Here is a 13,750-nt window from a genome sequence, read left to right as displayed (position 1 = left end):
GTCCCGTTAGGGAGTAACTTTCTGAACGCGCTGGCGCGTTACCACTGCGGGATTGCCCCGACAAATCGCATTTGCCGGTAATGATTTAAATACGCTGCTGCGCGCGCCGACGACGGTGCCATGACCTATCGTCACGCCGGGCGCGACAAAAACATCGGTCGCCAGCCAACATTTTTCGCCAATAACAATCGGCGCGGCGTTAATATCGAAATGGGCGCTGGTATAATCATGGCTACCGGTACACAAATACCCTTTTTGTGAAATGACCGCATGTGCGCCAATATTAATTTCACCCAACGTATATAACACAGCATCGTCGCCTACCCAGGCATAATCGCCGACGGTTAATTTCCACGGATAGGTAATTTTTACTGACGGTCGAATAACCACATTCTTTCCAATTTTGGCGCCAAACAGACGCAGCAAAAAGGCTCGCCAGCGATACAATATTTGCGGCGATCCGGCGAATAATGTCGCCTGTACCGCCCACCATAATTGTACTTTTAGCGCATTAGCGCCGCGGAACCCTTTCGGCACCGTAAAGCCGCTAAGATCCTGCATAATAACTCCCGGTGATTAGACTTTGTTATACCGCGCTTTTGTTTTACCCGTCGTTTTCAGACGTAATAAATAGGATAATTGCGCCCAAAATCCTGGCACACGTAATATTTTTCGCTGTACATTTTTTGCATCCTGACATAATTCCAGATTATTCGAGGTTGACACGCCGCCCATCGAAAATTCAGATACCAGTCCGTTAATTCGCCGAAAAGGATAGCCTGCTTTATAAAGACGGGCCGCCAGCGCATAATCTGAAGAGACATGATATTGCAGATCATAAGGATACTTTTTTAACGCTGCCGTCGGGAAAAATATCGCCTGATGGCTGGCTGGCAAACTATGGTAGATATAATACCCGGGTTTAGCCTTCCGGCGTATTTTATGCCCGCCGCCGAAATCCAGCAGCGCGTCGCCAATATATATCGCCTCGCCCTTTTGCCGCGCCAGTTGGCGGACAAACAGCGCGGCATCATCATGGAACGCATCCCCGGAATTAAGAAACAGGGTATAGCGCCCCTGCGCCAGCGCAATGCCTTTGTTCATGGCATCATAAATACCGCGATCCTTTTCACTGATAAAACGCAGGTTAAACTCACCGTGACGTTTTTGCAGAAATTCGCGCGTGCCGTCCTCCGAACCGCCATCCACTACGATCCATTCAAATGACAGACCCGGATCGCGCGCCAGATTGCGCAGCGAGCGCCAGGTTTTTACCACCCCTTCGTAATTGCGAAAGGCGACGGTAACGACGCTTAAAAACATGCCACCACCCCGTTATGAAATTTTTAACGCCTTGCGCAAAATGAACGGACAGACGATTAAAAAAGCATATTCCGGGCTAAATATTGAACCGGTAAAAAACAGTGACACCGGCGTAAAAAGATAGAGCTGTACCCGAAAATTGCGATTATCGCCAAACGCATTTAGCGCCATTTTTAAAACTTTCCCCATATACCACAGCGTCATTAGCACTGCGAACCAGGAAAAATAAATAATCAGTAGATACAATCCATTGTCTATGGTTTTCCCGACATCCGCACCGTTAAAGATTCCGAATGATGCAACATATTCATAAAGTGAGCCAAATCTGACTACACCATCAATATGGGTCAAGGAATATCCGACCATGACTAACGGGCCCACAATACGATAATAAGAAGATGAGCCTTCCGTCCCTAAATCGCCAAGTCGTGTCGCGATATAAGGAAATGCAATAATTACCCCAACCAAAAACAGGGTTAATGAGACCAGCGCCAGTGGAAGTTTTTTCTTTATCGCATCCTTATTCAAATATTGGAACGCCCACTCCAGAAGGTAAAACAGGATAAAGGTCATTACCCCTGAAAATGATCCTGATAATATTATCCCTGCCAGAATCATAGCATCGCTTTTCGGTGTTTTGATACCAAACTGTTTGATGCTCAGCCAAATTGAGATTAGTGCCAAAGCGAAAAATGCCGGTTCAAAATAAAGCGCAGTGGTACGCTTACCGCCAAATTTTATGAAGTTCAGTACGTAGCTATTACTGTAAATGAGATATTTCGAAATTCCTTCCATAATACTGCTGCCGCCGGTAAGGATAATTTGCGCCATCTCAACCGCGGCGAGCGCGACCACTATACCCACCACCAGATAAAAAAAACGCAAAATCTTTCGGTGGTTATGCGCGGAAATGGTTTTGAATCGGATACTCCAGACCATCCCGATAATGACCACAATATAGACAAACAGCATCGTGGATGTGACATATTTACCGGCATTCAGCGACTGGCCGAACAGGAAGTTAAATGCCGTAAGCCCCGCGCCGATGCCTAAGGCGATCATCAATTTTTTTACGCTAATGCGTTCCACAAATAACAGCAGCAACAGCGGTAAAAAAGTGACGATGGTAATGGGAAAGCTTTCCCCCAGTTGGGCAATCTTGACATTGACCAGTAGGTAGATCAGCGGCAGCAGTAGGTAGCTACAGATTCTGATAGAACGAGACATACTCCTCCAGCATCTGTTGACCGCTGTACGCGACGCGGCTACGCATACGAAAGGCGTCCAGCGTTGCGCCAAACACCGCCTGAGCAATCTCTGGCTTACGCCGCTGCGCCAGGCGCAGTACATCTGTAGCGGCAAAGGTCTGGCCGCCGGATTTCGCCAGCACCTCCTGCGCCGCCTCGCTGTGGGTAGCGAGCACCGGTACGCCGATCGAGAGCGCTTCACACAAGATCAGCGGATAGTTATCGACCCGCGAGCTAAAGACCAGCGCATCCATCTCATTGAGCGCGCTCATTAATTTACGCTTATCGGTTTCAAAACCGTGATTAACAACGTTTTGGCCGGTAAAAGGCGAAAATTTACCAAAGGTATGCAGTTCAATTTTTTCGCCCAGCGCCATCATGTCGTGTACCAGACGCTGGTCAGTTTTGCCGTCATAACGCAAGTCATGCGCCACAATGGCGATCCGCGGTTTGCCCGGATTCAGCGGCACAGGTGATAGCTGCGCGAGAATCGCCTCGGTCGCCAGATCGATACCGTTGTTAATAATCTGGCAGCGCCCCGCGCCATAAACGCTGTTAAAGGCCTCGGCCACGTGCTGGCTCGGCGAAATAAACTGGCAGCCCAGCTGCAGCATGTCCCGAAAGCGCTGACGTTTGCCGCCAATAAGCTGGTGCGCCCGATCCACCCTGACCGGCGGATAATTGCTTAGGGTCGGGCATTTTTGGCAGCCGTTTTTCCAGCCCTCGCAACCGTCGGTGAAGGCGCAACGCCCGGTAACGCTCCAGTGATCGTGCAGCGTCCAGACCAGCGTGACGTCTGGTTTTTGCGCTTTGACTTTTTCGCAAAACGTCACGATGTCCGCCAGGTTTAGCCAGTAACTGTGGAGAACATGAAAATGCAGCACCAGCGGGCCGGATGTCTGGATAACCGTGCGGTAAAGATTGTCGAGATTGCCAAACAGATCGCGATTCAGGAAACGAAACAGCGCGATATTAGCGATTGCCGTGCCGCGCGGCGTCTGTTTTATCACCTGCGGATAACGGTGGTGGCTGACGCTTTTTTTTCCGCCTTTGCCATAACCATAGACAAAACGCGACGTCAGCCCTTTTTGCAGCGCCCGCAGATGGAGATCCAACGCCACTCCCGCCGCGCCGCCTTCCGCCAGCCGTACATTAAATTGCAGAATATTCATGTGCTGACCTTCACCCGTGCTTTTTCTCCCACCACCAGCGCATGGTCCGGAATACTGTCAAGCACCACGCTACCCGCGCCAATCGTGACGTGATTACCGATAGTAATATCGCCAAGCAGGATGACATTCGCCCCCAGCTCAACGCCGTTACCAATCACCGGACAAGCCAGGCTGTCCGCGCCGCGATTGCCAATGGTGACGCCGTGGCGAATGGTAAAATCGTCGCCGGCGACGACATGTTTGTTGATCACTACCGCGTAACCATGATGGATAGTGAACCGCCGACCAATGGTCGCGGCGGCCTGGATTTCATACCCGAACAGGCATTCCGTGATCACGCGATACAGCACCAGCACCGGCGCGGCCCACAGATTATTCAGCACATTCTTTTTGCGCCAGACGGAACAAAAATGAGCGATACGGTAGGCCAGCACCATGCAACAGGGGCGTAAGCTCCAGCTATTCGCGCGTAAGTCTTCCAACATCGTTATCGCCCCCGCAGCCCGGCCGCCAGGCGTTTGCTGTTACGCACGGAGAGCAACGTCAGCAACGTGCGCCAGGTCATTCGCTTATTGCGAATTTGGTACAGGGTAAAAAGCTGGTATTTTTTGCTGGCGCGATCGAATTTATCTTTGTGCTTACGATAAAAATGGAAATAGCCGGAGAACTTTTTCGGCGAAGAGGTAATCTGCATCTCGCCGTGGTTGATATGTAAAATTTGCGTCGCCTCTTCGACTTTCCACGGTTCGCCATACTCCACCACCATGCGCAGAAAAATGTCGTAATCCTGCGCCGCCTTGAGTTCGGTATCGAACAAACTCGCTTTAAAACGCCAGGCCCAGGTAAAAACCTGATTGCCAATAATATTGCGCTTGTAGAACAAGCGGCGCGAATAAGGGGATTTCGGATACAGCGGCAGGCTGGCAGGCTGAGAGTAGACCTCGCCCTCGCACACATAGTCGTTGGCATACAAAAAGGCGTGCGTAGTCAACTGGTGTTTATGGGCCAGAAACACGCTCAGACGGTTTGGCGTCCATTCATCGTCATCATCAATACCGGTAATGTAGTGCCCTTGCGCCTGCATAATGGCCTGGTTGCGAACCGCGCAGGCGCCGGTATTCCTGGCGTTATGGGTATAACGGACGCGCGGGTCGTTCAGCTCCTCAACAAATTGTTGTAGCTGCTGATAAGATGAAGAGCAATCATCCACGATGATCATCTCCCAGTGACGGTAGTCCTGACGTAGTACTGATTTAATCGCCCGGATAGCCAACTGCTGCCTGTTCCAGGTTGGCATATAAATTGAGATCAGCGGATTGTCTGTTGTCATGCTTATTCCCCAGATAGTTTTGCCGCATGGCGCTACGCTTGTCCGGCCCACAGTCACAGGCCGCGCCATCCGGCACGCCTTATTTTTTATTTGGAATCTGACTGGTATTCATATTCGTAATAGCCATAATCCTGGTAGCCCGTCGCCCGGCGGAAAATGGAGTTGAGAATGACGCCTTTGACCTGAATGCCATTCTGGTCAAAACGGCTCAGACTGGTTTCCACCTCTTTTAAGGTGTTGACGGCATAACGCGCCACCATCAGCGTCGTCCCGACGTGACGACCCACAATCGCGGCGTCCGTCACGGCCAGAATCGGCGGCGTGTCGATTAATACCAGATCGTAGCGGCTGCTTGCCCAGGCGATCAGCTCGCCGAAGCGCTCGCTCATCAGCAATTCCGATGGATTAGGCGGTACCTGACCGCGCGGAATAAGATCAAAATTAGCGATCGCCGTGGGTTTCGCGCAGGAGGCTATCTCGCCTTTGCCCGCCAGAATGTCAGATAAGCCGTCCACGTTATTGGTGCCGAGCAGTTCATGGGTGTAGCCTTTGCGCATATCGCAGTCGATCAGTAATACCCGTTTATGCGTCTGGCTGATGACGGCCGCCAGGTTGGCGCAAACAAAGGTTTTGCCGATAGAGGGGCTGACGCCTGTGAGCATGAGTACATTATTTTGCGCCTGCATCATGGCGAAATGCAGGCTGGTGCGCAGGCTGCGAATCGCCTCAATCGCCAGATCGGTCGGATTGCCCACCGCCAGCAGTTGGCTCTGCTTGTAACGCTTAATTCCTTTAATGGTTTTGACGCTATCGCGCGCTTTTTGCCATTCCGACAGCGGAATACTGGCATAGACGCTGATCCCGTGCTCCTCCAGCGCCTGCGGGCTTTCGATACCGCGATTAAACAGCGAGCGCAGCAGCACGCCGACAATCGATAACATTAATCCCAGAATAATGCTGCCGAGAATAATCAACGCCTTTTTCGGCTTCAGCACGCCCGGCTGGGTAATCGCCGGGTCAACGATGCGCACGTCGCCAACGGTGCTGGCTTCGGTGATTTTCAGCTCCTGCTGTTTATTAAGCAGTTGCATATAAACCTGCTGGCCGGACTCCACATCACGGGTCAAACGCACAATCTCCTGCTGGGTTTTCGGCATTGCCGTCACCCGCCCGTTCAGTTTGGCTTTTTCATCTTCCAGCGCTTTACGTTTTTCCAGCAGGGTGCGGTAAGCCGGATGCGCTTTGGTAAAGAGCTTGGAAATTTCCGCCTCTTTAAACGTCAACTCATTCAACTGGGCGTCGATATTAACCATCGAATCGAGCACCGCCTTCGCCTCCAGCGGTAAATCCACCGAGTCTTTATCCTGGCGGAAAGCGTTTAGCTTGTTTTCCGCCACATCCAGACGGCTGCGGACTTCCGGCAGTTGTTTTGCCAGAAACGCCAGGCTCTTCCCCGCCTCTTCAGATTTTCGCGCAATATCCTGTTGCAGATAGTTACGGGTAATACTGTTGAGAATGTCGCGGATCTGGTCGCGATCCTCTCCCGTGAACGTCAGGCTCAGAACGCCGGTATCTTTGCCGGTTTCCGTTACGGTGAGGTTATTTTGCAGGTTATTAATCATGCCAAGCGTTGAGAATTTACTCACCGTAAATTCTGTATCAGGACGGGCGTCAATCGCCTCTACCCGCATCGTCACGCCGTCTTTATTGAGTGGCTGGCCCACAACGCCCTGCGCGCTAAATCCGCCGTCGCTAACCAACTGATAACGTTTGTCGCCCAGCACTTTGAGGGTGAAGATCTGTCCGCTCATCGTCTCTGGTCGGGTGAATGTCGTGACTTTCACCATTTCATTGTGACGTCCCATCAGCCGTTCCCACCCGGCGCCAAAGAGCGGAAAGGTGTTTTTGGTGACGGCAATATCCAGATCCAGATCGTCAACGGTCTTCCCCAGCACCAGGCGCGATCGAATGAGCTGAATTTCCGCATCGGAAGCCGGCGGCTTATTCGCTAATGCGCTGTTGATATCCTGTACCAGCGAATTACCGGCGTTTTGTTCAATCTGCACCAGCGCATCGGCGCTATAGATGGGTGTGGCGAAGAACGTATAAATTACCGCGCACAGCGCAAATATGGCCGTCGTCCCCAACACCCACCAACGCGCTTCAATCACCGTTCCGACCAGACGCCCGATATCGATTTCATCGCTACCCGTAACCGCCGCAGATTGTTTTACTTTTTCTGTCATGGTTTTCCCTGCTCTGCATTCAGTGCCTGCGCCCACTGGCGGGCAGACCTTTCCAGTAATGTGTACACCGCCTCAAACGCATCGCGGCTTTTGCGATACGGGTCCGGTATTTCACGCTCGCTGTCCCAGTGACCAAACAGCATTACCTTGCCGCGCATTTCCGGCGCAATGTCGCACAGGGCGGCGATGTGACGTTTCTCCATCGTCAGAATCAGGTCATATTCCCGGCACAGACGCGCGGAAATTTGCCTTGCGCAGTGATTTTCCAAAGACAGATCGTGGGCGCTCGCCACGCTCGCCGCCGCAGGATCGGCGCCTTTGCCGACCAGCGCGCCTAACCCGGCGGACGCTACCGTCAGCGAAGGATGAAAGCGCTTTAGCAAACGTTCTGCCGTCGGGGAACGGCAAACATTCCCCACACAGACCACTAAGATTTTGTTAAACATAACGATTACCAGGAATGAATGTCGCTGGCCGTATCCGTCATATAACGGACACCGCTAATGGTCGGCAGCAACTGATTGATCAGACGGTTCCAGCGAGCAACCGGCGCGGTCGTGACGTACACCACATCGTAAGGCTGAAGTCGAAATTCCGTCGCCATCACCAATGACGTGGCGTCAGACATATCAAGCTGGTAGATATTGGCGATCTTGCCGCCGCGTCCCCCCTCGCCTTTCAACGGACGAATCACAAAAATGCCGCTGGCGTTGGAGGTGGTCAGATCGATGCCTTCCGCATTGCCTAATGCTTCGGTGAGCGTCATGCCGCTGAAATCCATTTTGAGGGTGCTCTGTTTTTTCACTTCGCCCATGACAAAGACTTTCAGATCGTCATTGCGCGGCACATACAGAATGTCGCCAGGGTAGAGCAAGCGGTTCTGGCTAAGATCGCCATTTTGCATCAGCGCCTGTAGCGAAATGCGCTGTTCTTTGCCGTTGTGCGTCAACACGACGTTGCGCCAGTCCGCCATATCGGTCAGGCCGCCCGCAGCGTTAATCGCATCCAGGACGGTTAGCGGTACGTTAGTAATGGCCTGCTGACCGGATTTATTCACCTGGCCGGAGATATACGCTTTTTGCGAGCGGAAAGCGGCGATATTGACATCCACCTGTGGGTCCGCGATGTACTTCGCTAAACGCCCGGTAATATCGCTGCGAATCTCTGACAAAGTTTTACCGACGACGCTAACCTTGCCAATGTAGGGATAAAACATGGTGCCGTCCGGCTGTACCCAGTTGCCGGTATCGCTTGAGCTACGGTACTGGCCTGCTGGCGTGGTCAATTCCGGGTGATCCCAGACGGTGACATTCAGCACATCGCCAGGCCCGACGCGATACTGATAGCTGGCAATCTCCTGGTCCAGCGACATATTCGGTTGCGCGACATTGGGCCGCGGGCGTAATTGCTCAACCAGCCGTGGCGTCAGCGGATACACATTGACCATCCGGTCGAGATCAAAGTCAGCGTCTTGCTGTTTGATCACATCTTTCCCCATCGTAGACATATTGCTGCCCGGAAGTACTGTGCAACCACTTATCAAGCTGAGCGACGCCAATAATGGCATCAATTTCATTTTGGATTTCATCATTGATTATTTATCACTTTGGCAGAGTCATTATCCTGTGCAATTTAAATAGCGGCTTCGTCCGTGCACATTTACCTTGCAGTTAATGGCAGAGAAAATTAACTGGCATCATTCTGAAAAAAAATCAATTCATCCGCAGGCTATTGACAGAATAATAAAGGCTTATATTCAGGCTTTCAGGCACGCTACCGCCCCTGGCTTCTTAGCTACCAATACACTGATTATTCTAAATTTTCGCATTCCCCTCCGATTTTATCCTCGTTCAGATAAAAATCTTCAGCGAAATAAAGGTTACGTATTAATAGTTTTCTCGATGTCGTGACAGGATATTTAAGAGCGCTATCTTAATCCTGCAAGAATTGTTGCAGCTAACCTAATGACAGGCAAGGTAACAAACCCGCCATTCTATATTTTTAAGATTAATATTAAATGAATTAACAGATGATTTTAGGATTTTATTGATGTTGACAATATTTATTTACTCCACTCCACCTGCGATATTTCCTAAATATATTCTTGACATTATTTAGTTTCCGACAGAAACATTACGGCTATTTTAAAGTTATTTTATAGCCGCGTAACAAAGATAAATTGCTCTGCGGCATTGCATTTTTCCGCCGTATTATCCATGATCGAATTGTGACAATTGTCATATTACAGAAGGTATTGCTCTTACTATGGAATGGATTGCCGATCCGTCAATCTGGGCCGGACTGGTGACGTTAATCGTTATCGAACTTGTTCTCGGCATTGATAACCTGGTCTTTATTGCCATCCTCGCTGAAAAACTACCGCCGGGGCAGCGCGACCGCGCGCGCATTACCGGCCTGATACTGGCGATGATCATGCGCCTGCTGCTGCTGGCGTCAATCTCGTGGCTGGTCACCTTGACTAAGCCGCTCTTTAGCGTACAGGCGTTAAGCTTTAGCGCCCGCGATCTGATTATGCTGTTCGGCGGCTTCTTCCTGCTCTTTAAAGCCACCATGGAGCTCAACGAACGGCTGGAAGGGAAAGATAGCGCCAACCCTACCCAGCGTAAGGGGGCGAAATTCTGGGCGGTGGTCGCGCAAATTGTGGTGCTGGACGCTATCTTTTCTCTCGACTCCGTGATTACCGCCGTGGGGATGGTCGATCACCTGGCGGTCATGATGGCGGCAGTGGTAATCGCCATTAGCCTGATGCTGCTCGCCAGCAAGTCACTGACCCGATTTGTGAACAACCATCCCACCATTGTCATTTTGTGTCTTAGCTTCTTGCTAATGATCGGCTTTAGCCTGGTGGCGGAAGGGTTTGGTTTCCATATTCCGAAAGGGTATCTGTACGCGGCTATCGGCTTCTCGGTGATGATCGAGGCGCTCAACCAACTGGCTATTTTTAACCGCCGCCGTTTTCTTTCCGCTAACCATACGCTGCGCCAGCGCACAACGGAGGCCGTGATGCGGCTGATTAGCGGTAAAAAAGAGGATGCCGAACTGGATGCCGAAACCGCCGCGATGCTGGCAGACCATGACGACAGCCAGATTTTTAATCCGCAGGAGCGCAGGATGATTGAGCGGGTGCTGAATCTCAACCAGCGCACCGTAAGTAGCATCATGACGTCGCGTCATGATATCGAGCATATCGATCTCAACGCGCCGGAAGCGGAAATCCGCGCTCTGCTGGAAAAGAACCAGCATACGCGTCTGGTCGTGACGGGTGAAAATGAACAGGAAGATTTACTCGGCGTCGTCCACGTCATCGATCTGTTGCAACAATCGCTGCGCGGCGAACCGCTCAACCTGCGGGCGCTGATTCGCCAACCGCTGGTTTTCCCTGAAACATTGCCGCTGCTGCCTGCGCTGGAGCAGTTCCGTAACGCCAGAACCCATTTTGCCTTTGTCGTAGATGAGTTTGGCTCGGTTGAAGGTATTGTGACATTAAGCGATGTCATGGAGACTATTGCCGGTAATCTGCCGAATGAAGTCGAGGAAATTGACGCCCGCCACGATATTCAGAAGAACCCGGACGGTTCCTGGACAGCAAACGGTCATATGCCGCTGGAGGATTTGGTGCAGTACGTGCCGCTACCGCTGGATGAAAAACGGGAATACCATACGATTGCCGGATTATTGATGGAATATTTGCAGCGCATACCGCAAACCGGTGAAGAGGTTCAGGTGGGCGATTATTTGCTGAAAACATTGCAGGTAGAAAGCCATCGAGTGCAGAAAGTGCAGTTAATTCCGCTGCATAACGGCGAGCCAGACCAGGAGATGTAACGTCTGTTCGCCTGCCCTGGCCTGCTTACCAGGCAGGCCGGAGGCGCGTTAGCCTCGCCATCCGGCTCTGCCCTTTGGCCAAAAACTACAGCTTATTCAGCAGTTTCTTCACATCTTTACCGTTGCGGGTATCTTTATTGCGATCCGCCCAGTCATTGAGCCGACGCTTTGCCTCATCCTGTAAATGCTTACGCAATAACTGATCCACTTGCAGGGTATAGTTCAGCTCCTGCCACTTGCCATAGACGCGCAGCGGCACCGGCGTCTCTTTCAGGAAGGTGATCAGGTTGCTATCGCCGTTCCAGCCGCCCAGCACACGCAGATTAAATTGCGTATCACAGCTCTGCTTAACCAGGTCCAGCGTTCCGCTGCCGGTTAACGCCAGCATAGAAGATTGCCCGACCATGTCGTCGAGCGTCAGCGTGCCCTTATTTAGCGTCAGATCGGTCGTGAAGCGATCCAGTCGGGTCGCGTTGTCCATATTTTCCTGCGACTGCTGCGCGTCGCCGCCGCTTCGCTCTACGGCCTGCTGCACCAGTTGCTGGAAATTCATTCCTTCGAGGCGCGTATTGCTCATGTCAACATGCGCTTTTCCTTTCCAGCTGTGGCGAAATGCCTCCGCGTCAATATCCGCCCCGGAGAAATCGCCAACCAGCGACATCTTACCGGTCAGGCTAATCGGATAATTGAAGGCTTTCAGGATAGTCCCAATCTCAACATGGTTGAGGCGAGGGTGGAATTCGATGCGCGGACTGGCGGTGCGGGCGTCCAGCGTGCCGGGCAGCGACATCTCTCCGTCGGCCAGTTTCCCCTGCAACTCGGTGATATCCAGCAATCCGGCCTGATTAGACATCTTCGTCGAAACCTGGGTAAAGTCCATTCCCCGCCAGCGAACTGAATCCGCCTGTAAAGCAATCTCCGCCGTAAAGCTTTGCAGCCCCTGATAAGGCGGCGCACCAACACGCGACGCGATAACTGGCCTGGTCAGGGGGAGCGTATTTTGCCCCTGCGACACCGCGCCGCCCGTCTGTGCCACGGCGCTATGATGCGGCAACAGGTTGTCCAGATTAAGCTTGCTGGACCGGAGGTCAATTTGCCATTCCGGCTGGTCCGCCAGCGTTACCTGGACATGCCCGGTCAGAGAACTGTCATTCGCCGTTAAATTTAAGTGGTTAAATGAAAGACGTTTTTGCGCCTCCTGCCACTGCGCCTGCAATTGTCCCTGCCCCTCAATCCCCTGCGCCGGTAGATCCGCGCCCTGCAATTGCCAGCGCAGTTGCTCAATACCCGCGGTTAAATTATGCGGATAATCGGAAGCATCCACCGTTCCGCTAAACGATAAAGCAAGATCCCGCTGATCGCGGTTCACGCGTCCCGAAAAATCAAACGTGCCGCGATGCTCGGCATCTTGTTCCATATTCAGACGAATATCGCGCACCGTGACCTGGTCATCATTTTCATGCTGGAAAACCAGCACGCTGTCGGCAACGCGCAGGCTACGAATATCAAACGACCAGCCGCGATCTTCCGCTACGTCCGGCAAGGTATTATCTTTCGGCGCGACCGGCGCATCATCGCTGCGTACCGCTTCCGTTTGCGGCGTCAGTTGAATCACCCCGCCCTTCAGCATCACCTGCTTAACATGAAGCTGATGACTCAACAGCGGCCATAAAGCGACATCCAGGCGCATATTGTCAGCCCGCACCAGCGGTTCGCTGGCGCCTCGCGCCGTTAGCGTCATTCGCCCGGAAAGGATGCTGAGTTGCGGCCATACGTGCCAGCGCAGCGGCCCGTCCAGTTGCAACTGATATTCACTACGCGCGGCAACCTGCTGCACCATATAGGCGCGGAAATCATTCGGATTGACCAACAATACCAACGCAGAGAATCCGGCCACCAGCACGACCAGGAGAATCATCAGCGTCGTCAGAAATCGTCTCATGCTACCCTCAATGGACCGGCAGTATTGCGCCGAATGGCTCAGTCTTTATCAATCCGGCTGGCGACAGCGCCCTGCTGATCGCGATATTTGGCATCCTGACGGCGGTTATAAGGCCGCGCCGCCGGGCCGGACAGCGGCTCAAAGCTCAGCGCGCCGATGAGCATACCCGGACGCAACGCCAGCGGCAGCTTCCCGGAGTTGTAAAACTCAAGCACAATGCAGCCTGACCAGCCGGGATCGATACGGTGCGCCGTCACATGCACCATCAGCCCCAGACGCGCCAGCGAGGAACGGCCATCCAGCCAACCCACTAAATCCGGCGGCAGGGTAACGGATTCAAAGGTGACAGCCAGCGCCAACTCGCCCGGATGCAGATAAAATGCCTCGCCGTCCGGCAAAACGATTTCATCGCTCATCACGCGATCCAACGCCGCGCTGACCTCATCTTTCGGCCCGCTCAGATCGATAAACGCCGCCGTATGACCACGGAAGGTTCGAAATTTATTGCCAAGACGTACATCGACCGTCGCGCCGTTAATGCGCTCTACGGGAGGTCGCGGGGTGATAGACAAACGGCCTTCATCCAGCCAGGCTTCAATATCTCGGTCGCATAAACGCATGGCACTTTCTCCTTTCGCGCATCA

Annotated in this window: 12 protein-coding genes; 1 reads left to right on the top strand and 11 read right to left on the bottom strand. The window is 52.5% G+C overall.

All coding sequences use genetic code 11. The features are described 5' to 3' along the window. Nucleotides 1-6: 6 nt before the first annotated feature. From wcaF to ACLJRU_RS05315, 9 genes are all read right to left on the bottom strand, one after another. Nucleotides 7-561 carry a colanic acid biosynthesis acetyltransferase WcaF gene (wcaF, locus tag ACLJRU_RS05355; RefSeq protein ID WP_001153603.1) on the bottom strand — a complete coding sequence of 185 codons (555 nt, stop codon included), beginning with the start codon at nt 559-561 and terminating at the stop codon, nt 7-9. A 15-nt stretch (nt 562-576) separates the two neighbouring features. Then, nucleotides 577-1,323, bottom strand: coding sequence for a colanic acid biosynthesis glycosyltransferase WcaE (wcaE, locus tag ACLJRU_RS05350; RefSeq protein WP_000480129.1), 747 nt, complete (start codon nt 1,321-1,323; stop codon nt 577-579). Between the two features lie 12 nt (nt 1,324-1,335). Continuing rightward, nucleotides 1,336-2,550, bottom strand: a complete 1,215-nt coding sequence (gene wcaD / locus ACLJRU_RS05345; RefSeq protein ID WP_000091392.1) for a colanic acid polymerase WcaD — start codon at nt 2,548-2,550, stop codon at nt 1,336-1,338. Next, nucleotides 2,525-3,742 (bottom strand): colanic acid biosynthesis glycosyltransferase WcaC, encoded by a 1,218-nt coding sequence (wcaC, locus tag ACLJRU_RS05340; RefSeq protein WP_001023836.1) that lies wholly within the window; start codon nt 3,740-3,742, stop codon nt 2,525-2,527. Before wcaC ends, wcaD begins: the two co-directional genes overlap by 26 nt. Beyond that, nucleotides 3,739-4,227 (bottom strand): colanic acid biosynthesis acetyltransferase WcaB, encoded by a 489-nt coding sequence (gene wcaB, locus ACLJRU_RS05335; protein ID WP_000888725.1) that lies wholly within the window; start codon nt 4,225-4,227, stop codon nt 3,739-3,741. The genes wcaC and wcaB overlap by 4 nt, the downstream gene beginning before the upstream one ends. A 2-nt stretch (nt 4,228-4,229) precedes the next feature. Beyond that, the gene (gene wcaA, locus ACLJRU_RS05330; protein ID WP_000205696.1) at nt 4,230-5,072 is read right to left on the bottom strand and encodes a colanic acid biosynthesis glycosyltransferase WcaA; all 843 of its coding nucleotides are present in this window, start codon (nt 5,070-5,072) and stop codon (nt 4,230-4,232) included. Nucleotides 5,073-5,158: 86 nt separating this feature from the next. Continuing rightward, on the bottom strand, nt 5,159-7,318 hold the full coding sequence (wzc, locus tag ACLJRU_RS05325; RefSeq protein WP_000137225.1) for a tyrosine-protein kinase Wzc: 2,160 nt from the start codon (nt 7,316-7,318) through the stop codon (nt 5,159-5,161). Next, nucleotides 7,315-7,764: a low molecular weight protein-tyrosine-phosphatase Wzb gene (gene wzb / locus ACLJRU_RS05320; protein ID WP_000482224.1), complete on the bottom strand. Its 450-nt coding sequence runs from the start codon at nt 7,762-7,764 to the stop codon at nt 7,315-7,317. The genes wzc and wzb overlap by 4 nt, the downstream gene beginning before the upstream one ends. A 5-nt stretch (nt 7,765-7,769) precedes the next feature. After that, nucleotides 7,770-8,909 (bottom strand): polysaccharide export protein, encoded by a 1,140-nt coding sequence (locus tag ACLJRU_RS05315; RefSeq protein WP_000978077.1) that lies wholly within the window; start codon nt 8,907-8,909, stop codon nt 7,770-7,772. Between the two features lie 674 nt (nt 8,910-9,583). Between ACLJRU_RS05315 and ACLJRU_RS05310 the strand changes: the two genes are divergently transcribed. Then, nucleotides 9,584-11,164: a TerC family protein gene (locus tag ACLJRU_RS05310; protein ID WP_000454723.1), complete on the top strand. Its 1,581-nt coding sequence runs from the start codon at nt 9,584-9,586 to the stop codon at nt 11,162-11,164. A gap of 85 nt (nt 11,165-11,249) precedes the next feature. Here ACLJRU_RS05310 and asmA read toward each other — a convergent pair whose 3' ends face one another. Together asmA and dcd are read right to left on the bottom strand one after the other, a co-directional pair. Continuing rightward, entirely contained in the window at nt 11,250-13,106 is a 1,857-nt protein-coding gene (asmA, locus tag ACLJRU_RS05305) for an outer membrane assembly protein AsmA (protein WP_001252254.1), read from the bottom strand. A 38-nt stretch (nt 13,107-13,144) separates the two neighbouring features. Continuing rightward, nucleotides 13,145-13,726 carry a dCTP deaminase gene (gene dcd, locus ACLJRU_RS05300; RefSeq protein ID WP_001234783.1) on the bottom strand — a complete coding sequence of 194 codons (582 nt, stop codon included), beginning with the start codon at nt 13,724-13,726 and terminating at the stop codon, nt 13,145-13,147. Nucleotides 13,727-13,750: the final 24 nt, after the last annotated feature.

Origin of the sequence: Salmonella sp. SAL00653 (assembly GCF_046552515.1) — a bacterium.
Lineage (GTDB): Bacteria > Pseudomonadota > Gammaproteobacteria > Enterobacterales > Enterobacteriaceae > Salmonella > Salmonella enterica.
The sequence above is the reverse complement of the archived record's forward strand: the minus strand, read 5'-3'. Positions and strand labels throughout refer to the sequence as shown.